Origin of the sequence: Streptomyces himastatinicus ATCC 53653 (assembly GCF_000158915.1) — a bacterium.
Taxonomy (GTDB): domain Bacteria; phylum Actinomycetota; class Actinomycetes; order Streptomycetales; family Streptomycetaceae; genus Streptomyces; species Streptomyces himastatinicus.
The window spans coordinates 4335285-4341720 of sequence record NZ_GG657754.1 but is presented as its reverse complement, the minus strand read 5'-3'; the positions used below and the strand labels follow the sequence as shown (position 1 = coordinate 4341720).

The window sequence follows — 6436 nt, the reverse complement described above, 5'->3', positions numbered from 1 at the left end:
CAGTCGCGCGCGGTCCAGCGGCGCGGGCCCGGCCCCGGGGGTACGGGGCTGGGCGCACCGACCGCGGGCGTGCCGTCCGGGCCCCGGCAACCGGCGGGTGCCGCTCCGCCCCCTCGGCGTCCGGGCCTGGGCGCGCCCCTGCCCTCGCCTCCCGCCCCGTCGGCAAGCGGCGGGCCAACGCCGACACAGCAGGCGCCCGTACAGCGTGCGGTCGCGCCTTCCAGCTCACCCCTGCCGGTCGTACGGCCCAGGGAGGCGACGCTTCCGCCACCCGTACCCCTGGAGACCGCACCGGCCGTGCAGCGGACGGAAGTTGAACGCCGTCCGGCCCCCGCCTCGCTTCCCCTGGCAACGGCGCGGGCGCTGACCTCCGCGTTGCCGACGACGCCTTCGCCCGGTGCCGCGGCCGTACAGCGCAGCAGTGCGCCAACGGCGGTGCCGCTGCGCCGCGTCGGCACGGGCAACACGCCGCCGCCGCGGGGTTCGACGACCGGTCGCGGTCTTCCACCCGCCCCGCCGGTACAGCGCGCGGCGGATGCCGGACCTATGCCCTCGCCCGGGCCGATCGGCCGCCCGGCAGCGCCGGGACAGTCGGCCGGCGGTGCGGCCCCTCAGCCCGCGCCGATGGGCCCTGCGTATGAGGCAGCGTCCGGTGCAGTGGCGACGCCGCCGGTCTCGTCCGCATCGCCTGCCGCCCTGCCCGTGCAGCGCGCGGTGACGCCCACGCCGTCCGTGCCGTTGGGGCGGCCGACGGAGGGCCGTGCGCCCGGGGCGGCATCCCCGCAGGCGCCGTTCCCGTCCGTATTGGCGGGTCCCGGGAGCGGGCCCGCGCACATGGGACAGCGGCCAACCGAAGGGGCGCCCGCAGCGGTGCAGCGTGCGGCTGCCTCACCCGCTGCCCCGCAGCCACCGGTGCATGCTCACAGCCTGGCGTACCCCAGCACTCCCCTACCGCCGACCACGGCATCCCGCACCAGCCCGACCGTGCAGCGGGACGCCGCCGCAACGCCCGCTCCAACCCCAACGGCCCCGGCCCCGACCCCACCACCCGCCGCCACGTCCCGTACGGCACGGACCTCCAGCCAGACCAGGGACAGCGGCACCCAGACGAAGCGCACCACCACCAGCACCGCCACCCAGACCGCCGGGTTCGACGCGCGGTCGCTCACGGAGGGGCAGTTCGACGAGCTGGTGCACCGGCTGATCGGCCCGCTGACCCGGCTGCTGAGAACGGAGTTCCGCCTCGACCGTGAGCGCATCGGCAAGCTGCGCGACCCGCGACGTTGACGCCCCGAACGCCCCGAACGACAGACCGCACATGAAAGACGTACGAAGGAAGGCCGCCCGCGATGCCCAGTGATCTCGACCCGGGATCCACGATCTTCTTCACCCTCACCATCGACGGCGAGAGCCTGGGGTACTTCAACGGCTGCGAGGGTCTGTCGTCCGAGGTGGAGATCGAGCACCACCAGGAAGGCGGCAACAACGGCTTCGTCTGGCAGTTGCCGTCCCGCGTCACCTACTCCAGCATCCGGTTGACCCGCCCCCTCACGCCCGATACGGCGAAGGTGGCGGCCTGGGTGTCGTCCATCACCACGGGTGTCACCCGCCCCACCGGGCAGATCGCAGCCCTCCGCGCGGACGGTTCGGTGGTGGCCCAGTGGGGGCTGCTGGACGTGCTGCCGGTGCGGTGGCAGGGACCGTCGCTCAGTCCGGACAGCCCGGCGGTCGCCACGGAGGTTCTGGAGATCACCCACCACGGCTTCACGGATGCGGGGGCGGCGTAGATGGCCACCAACGGCAAGGGCGGCGGCAAGGGCGGAAACCCCGGCGGCGGCAAGGGCGGCAAGGGCGGCAAGGGCGGCGCCGGGAAGAGCCTGGTCCGCGCCTCGCTCGCGATCCATGAGCCGCCGGTCGGGCAGAGCACCACCCCCGGCGGGCTGATCAAGAACTTCGACTTCGACTTCAACCCCGCCCAGCTGACCATGAGCCGCCGCACGGACTGGAAGGCGACCCCGAGCCCGGCGGTGAGGGACGGTGGCCAGCCGGAGTTCATGGGGCCCGAGCCGCGGCGGCTGAACCTCGACGTCTTCCTCGACTCCTCGGACCAGCCGGACAGCAACGAGGTGCTGAAGAAGGTCGAGGCGCTCTTCTCCTGCTGCGAGGTGACGGCGTCGAGCCTGGCCGCGAAGCAGCCGTCCACCCCGTGGGTGGTCTTCCAGTGGGGGTCGTTCTCGACCGCCCGCTTCACGGCGTACGTGGAGTCCGTGGACGTCACGTACTCCCTGTTCGGCACGACCGGGGTGCCGATCCGGGCCACCTGCCAGGTGAGCCTGCACGAGATACCGAGCAAGACGAAGGGGCAGAACCCGACGTCCGGCGCGCTCACCGCGCGCCGGGTGCACCGCCTCGTGGCGGGCGATTCGCTCCAGTCGCTGGCGTGGCGGGAGTACGGGGACGCCACCGTGTGGCGGGTGATCGCCGAGACCAACGGCATCGACGACCCGTCCCGGCTGGCGCCCGGCACCGAACTCATCCTGCCCGCCGTCGAGGAGGTGACCGCCTGATGCCGCCGATCTCGTACTCCAGCATCATCCACGTCAAGCTGGACGACGTCCCGCTGCACCCGACCGAGGTCGCGCCGCTCCTGGCGGCGGCATGGGTGGACTTCGGGGCGGGGGTGCCCGGCGCGTTCCAGCTCACCTTCCGCGACCCGAAGCGGACCCTGCTGGGGCTGGCGAAGATCAACATCGGCACCAAGGTGGTCCTGGCTCCTGTCGCCAGCGGCAAGGGGGCGCAGGATCCGCTGTTCACCGGCGAGGTCACCGGGCTGGAGACGGATTACGACTCCACCGGCTGGTTCACCGTCGTCCGCGGCTACGACGAGGGCCACCGCATGCTGCGCCAGCGCCGGGTGGCCGGATACACCTCCATGCGGGCCTCCGACATCGCCAAGCGGCTGGTCGGGAAGAGCGGGGTCACCGTGGGCCGGATCGAACCGACCAAGACGACCTACGAGTTCATCACCCAGGACAACATCACCGACTGGGACTTCCTCGCCCGGCTGGCCGAGGAGAACAAGAAGGTGATGTTCCTGGACGCGAAGGGCAAGTTCCAGTTCGTCAGCCGTAAGAACGCCTCCGGGGCGCCGCCGCTGAGTACGGACGGCGACAAGAGCCCGTTCGTGCTCCACGGCAGCGTGGACGTCCTGCGCTGCCGGGCCTCCGTCACCTCGGCCGACCAGGTGCCCCAGGTGCAGGCGCGCGGCTGGTTTTTTGTAGGCCAAGAAGGCCATCACCGCCCAGGCGCCCACCAAGAACAACCCGGCCCTCGCCAACGGCGCCATTCCGGGTGAGGGTACGGCGAAGTTCAGGGCGTCCTATTCTGGTCGACGCCGCGTTCCCGTACGACCAGCAGGGCGAGGTCGGCCGGGCGGCGCAGGCGCTGGCGGACGATGTGACGTCGGCCTTCGCCGAGATGGAGGTGACCGTCCACGGCAACCCCAAGCTGCGCGCCGACATCCCGGTCACGCTGCGGGACGTCGGCAAGCCCTTCGACGGCAAGTACACGATGACGGGTGTCCGCCACGTCTTCGAGATGAGCCAGCCGTACACGACCGTGGTGACCGTCAGCGGCCGCCAGTGGCGGTCCCTGTACGGGCTCGCCTCCGGCGGCGAGGCGGCCGCGTCCCGCATGCCGTCCGTGGCCAACGCGATCGTCACCAATGTGAAGGACCCGCTGAAGCAGGGCCGGGTGAAGCTGAAGTTCCCCTGGCTGGACCCGGATTACGTGAGCGACTGGACCCGCACCGTGCAGTCCGCCGGGGTGGGCGGCGGCAGCATCTTCCCGCTGGACGTCAACGACGAGGTGCTGGTCGCGTTCGACCGCGGCGCGCTGGACCATCCGTACGTCATCGGCGGCCTCTACAACGGCAAGGACAAGCCGAAGCGCGGCGACGTACCGCTGCACGACCCCCTCAAGGGCAAGGCGACCCGGCACACCGTCGCCGACCGGGAGAACAACCGGCTGGACCTGCTCAGCCAGAAGATCGGCAAGCGCGGGGTGCGGCTGAGCACCGGCAACGACCGGCTCACCATCAACCTGGACCGCACCAAGACCGAGATCAGCGTGGACAGCAAGGGAACCGTCGTCATCAAGGGCACCGGGGCGGTGTCCGTCCAGGCCGGCGGCAATCTGAGCCTGCGGGCGGGCGGCAGCATGAACCTGAACGCCGGGGGAGCGCTCACCCTCAACGCGGGCGGCGCCCTGTCGGCCACCGCGGGCGCCGCGTTCAACATCAAGGGCGGCAGCGGCTCGATCCAGACCGGGGCCCTGAGCGTGACGGCCGGGGCGGTCAACGTCCTGCCCGCGACGTTCACGATGATGACCCCCGGCGCCATCACCGTCGGCGGCACCTCGGTCGCCCTGACCGGCCTCGTCACGATCAACAGCCATATTCCGGTGGTGGTCTGATGGCCGGGCAGTTCGTCGGCTCCGGATGGTCGTTCCCGATGCGCATCAGCCCGACCGGGGGCATCGCCCTGGTCAGCGGGGAGCGGGAGATCGAGGAGGCCATCCGGCTCGTGCTCGCGACCGCCCCGGGCGAGCGGCCCATGCGCCCGGAGTTCGGCTGCGCCATCCACGACCTGGTCTTCGCGCCGGTCAACGAGGCCACCGCGGGCCGCATCCAGCACGAGGTGTTCACCACCCTGGACCGTTGGGAGCCCCGCATCGAGGTGCGCGAGGTGGAGGTGACCGCGGGCGACGACCAAGGGGTGCTGTTCATCGACGTCCGCTACGTCATCCGCGGCACCAACAACCCGCGCAACCTCGTCTTCCCGTTCTACGTCATCCCCTCCCACGACGACGCCGATCCGTCCTCCTCCGGCCCCGACCACGGCACCGGCTCCGGCGACGGCACCGGCGACGGCGGCGGACCGGCCACCGAAAGCGAACGCTGATGGCACTGCCCTCCCCGAACCTCGACGACCGGCGCTTCCAGCACTTCGTCGACGACGCCAAGCGCTACATCCAGCGGCGCGCCCCGGAGTGGACCGACCACAACGTGTCCGACCCCGGGGTCACCCTGGTGGAAACCGTCGCCCATATGGCCGACCAGATCGTGTACCGGCTCAACCGGATCCCCGAGAAGAACCACCTGGCCTTCCTCGACCTCGTCGGCATCACCCTCTTCCCGCCGTCCGCCGCGCGCACCGACGTCACGTTCTGGCTGTCCGCGCCGCAGGAGGATCCGGTCCGCATCCCCGTCGGCACCGAGACCGCCACCGTGCGCGCCGACAGCGAGGACCCCATCGTCTTCGCCACCGAACGCGACCTCACCGTCGTGCCCTGCGAGTTGCGCCACCTCGCCGTGCAGCACAGCGGGGAGGAGGTCACCGACCGCACCACCGACCTCATCGAGGGCACGGACCTGCTGTGCTTCGCCGAATCCCCGGCGCCCGGCGACTGCATGCTGCTCGGGCTCAGCGCCGCCGTCCCGCACTGCGCCGTCGCGCTGCGGCTCGACAGCCGGGTCGACGGCGTCGGCGTCGACCCGCGGCAGCCGCCGCTGGTCTGGGAGGCGTGGACCGCCGAGGGCTGGGTGGGGTGTGAGGTCGACCAGGACACCACCGGTGGCCTCAACCGCCCCGGCGACGTCGTCCTCCACATCCCCGGCGGCCACATCCTCTCCCGCACAGGGCGTAAGGAGGCGGGTTGGCTGCGCTGCCGGGTCACCGAGCCCGAGTCCGACCAGCCCTTCTACACCACCTCGCCCACCGTGCGCTCCGCCGAGGCGTTCAGCATGGGCGGCACCGTCCCCGCCGTCCACGCCGAGTCGGTGTACGACGAGGCCCTGGGCGAGTCCACCGGGCTGCCCGGCCAGCGGCTGCGGCTCGCCCACGCCCCCGTCGTCGGCGACGTGCCCCCGCTCCACCTCCAGGTGGCCGACTTCGCCGGGGACGGCGGCTGGGTGGACTGGGACGTCGTCCCGCACTTCGCCGCCTCCGGCCCGTACGACCGCCACCTCACCCTCGACGCGGCGACCGGCGAGATCGCCTTCGGCCCGGCCGTCCGCGAACCCGACGGCACCCTGCGCCAGTACGGTGCCGTCCCGCCCAAGGGCGCCGTGATCCGCGCCCGCCGCTACCGCACCGGCGGCGGGCGCACCGGAAACGTCGCGCGCGGCGCCATCCGCACCCTGCGCGACTCCGTCCCGTACGTCGCCGAGGTCGTCAACCGCGAGGCCGCACAGGGCGGGGTCGACGGCGAGACCGTCGAGGAGGCCAAGGCCCGCGCCCCCATCACGCTGCGCGCCCAGGACCGCGCCGTCACCCTGCGGGACTACGAGGAACTCGCCCGCCGCGCCGCCCCCGAGACCGCCCGCATCACCTGCATCGAGGGCAAGCTGGAGGAGTACGGCTCCTACGCGGTACGC

The 6436-nt window shown here is 72.3% G+C and carries 5 protein-coding genes and 1 pseudogene; all 6 read left to right on the top strand.

Annotated elements, in window-relative coordinates:
* Window positions 1-984 precede the first annotated feature (984 nt).
* Window positions 985-1287, top strand: coding sequence for a hypothetical protein (locus tag SSOG_RS17920; RefSeq protein WP_039937967.1), 303 nt, complete (start codon window positions 985-987; stop codon window positions 1285-1287).
* A 62-nt stretch (window positions 1288-1349) separates the two neighbouring features.
* Complete coding sequence (locus SSOG_RS17915) at window positions 1350-1787, top strand: phage tail protein (RefSeq protein WP_009715656.1); 438 nt, start codon at window positions 1350-1352, stop codon at window positions 1785-1787.
* Entirely contained in the window at window positions 1788-2567 is a 780-nt protein-coding gene (locus tag SSOG_RS17910) for a CIS tube protein (protein ID WP_009715655.1), read from the top strand.
* Window positions 2567-4473: pseudogene (locus SSOG_RS54850) on the top strand (VgrG-related protein). Before SSOG_RS17910 ends, SSOG_RS54850 begins: the two are co-directional and overlap by 1 nt.
* Window positions 4473-4961: a GPW/gp25 family protein gene (locus tag SSOG_RS17900; protein ID WP_039937964.1), complete on the top strand. Its 489-nt coding sequence runs from the start codon at window positions 4473-4475 to the stop codon at window positions 4959-4961. The pseudogene SSOG_RS54850 and the gene SSOG_RS17900 overlap by 1 nt, the downstream one beginning before the upstream one ends.
* Window positions 4961-6436 (top strand): putative baseplate assembly protein (locus SSOG_RS17895; protein ID WP_009715652.1); only part of this gene is annotated, 1476 nt, incomplete at its 3' end. The genes SSOG_RS17900 and SSOG_RS17895, both read left to right, overlap by 1 nt.